Genomic DNA, 558 nt, shown 5'->3' on the forward strand with positions numbered 1-558 from the left:
GCCTGGGCAACGCAGTTCCACAAAAACAACAGCGAGGTGAAAGCATGTCTGGTAATCGTGGTGTCGTGTATCTCGGCAACGGCAAGGTCGAAGTACAGAAAATCGACTATCCCAAAATGCAGGACCCGCGCGGCAGGAAGATCGAGCACGGCGTCATCCTGCGCGTAGTCTCCACCAACATCTGCGGCTCCGACCAGCACATGGTCCGCGGCCGTACCACTGCCCAGACCGGCCTGGTCCTGGGTCACGAGATCACCGGTGAAGTGATCGAAAAGGGCAGCGACGTCGAGAATCTGAAAATCGGCGACCTGGTCTCGGTGCCGTTCAACGTGGCGTGCGGGCGCTGCCGTTCCTGCAAAGAGCAACACACCGGAGTCTGCCTGACCGTCAACCCGGCCCGTGCCGGTGGTGCCTACGGTTATGTCGACATGGGCGACTGGACCGGCGGCCAGGCCGAATACGTGCTGGTGCCGTACGCCGACTTCAACCTGCTGAAACTGCCGGACCGCGACAAGGCCATGGAGAAAATCCGCGACCTGACCTGCCTGTCCGACATCC

At 61.1% G+C, this 558-nt stretch carries 1 protein-coding gene; it reads left to right on the plus strand.

Annotated features, from left to right (window positions below):
* Positions 1 to 44 precede the first annotated feature (44 nt).
* A partial coding sequence (locus tag ACE04F_RS21850) for an alcohol dehydrogenase catalytic domain-containing protein (protein WP_486109885.1) occupies positions 45 to 558 on the plus strand: 514 nt, incomplete at its 3' end.

The organism is Pseudomonas sp. AGC41 (assembly GCF_057334555.1).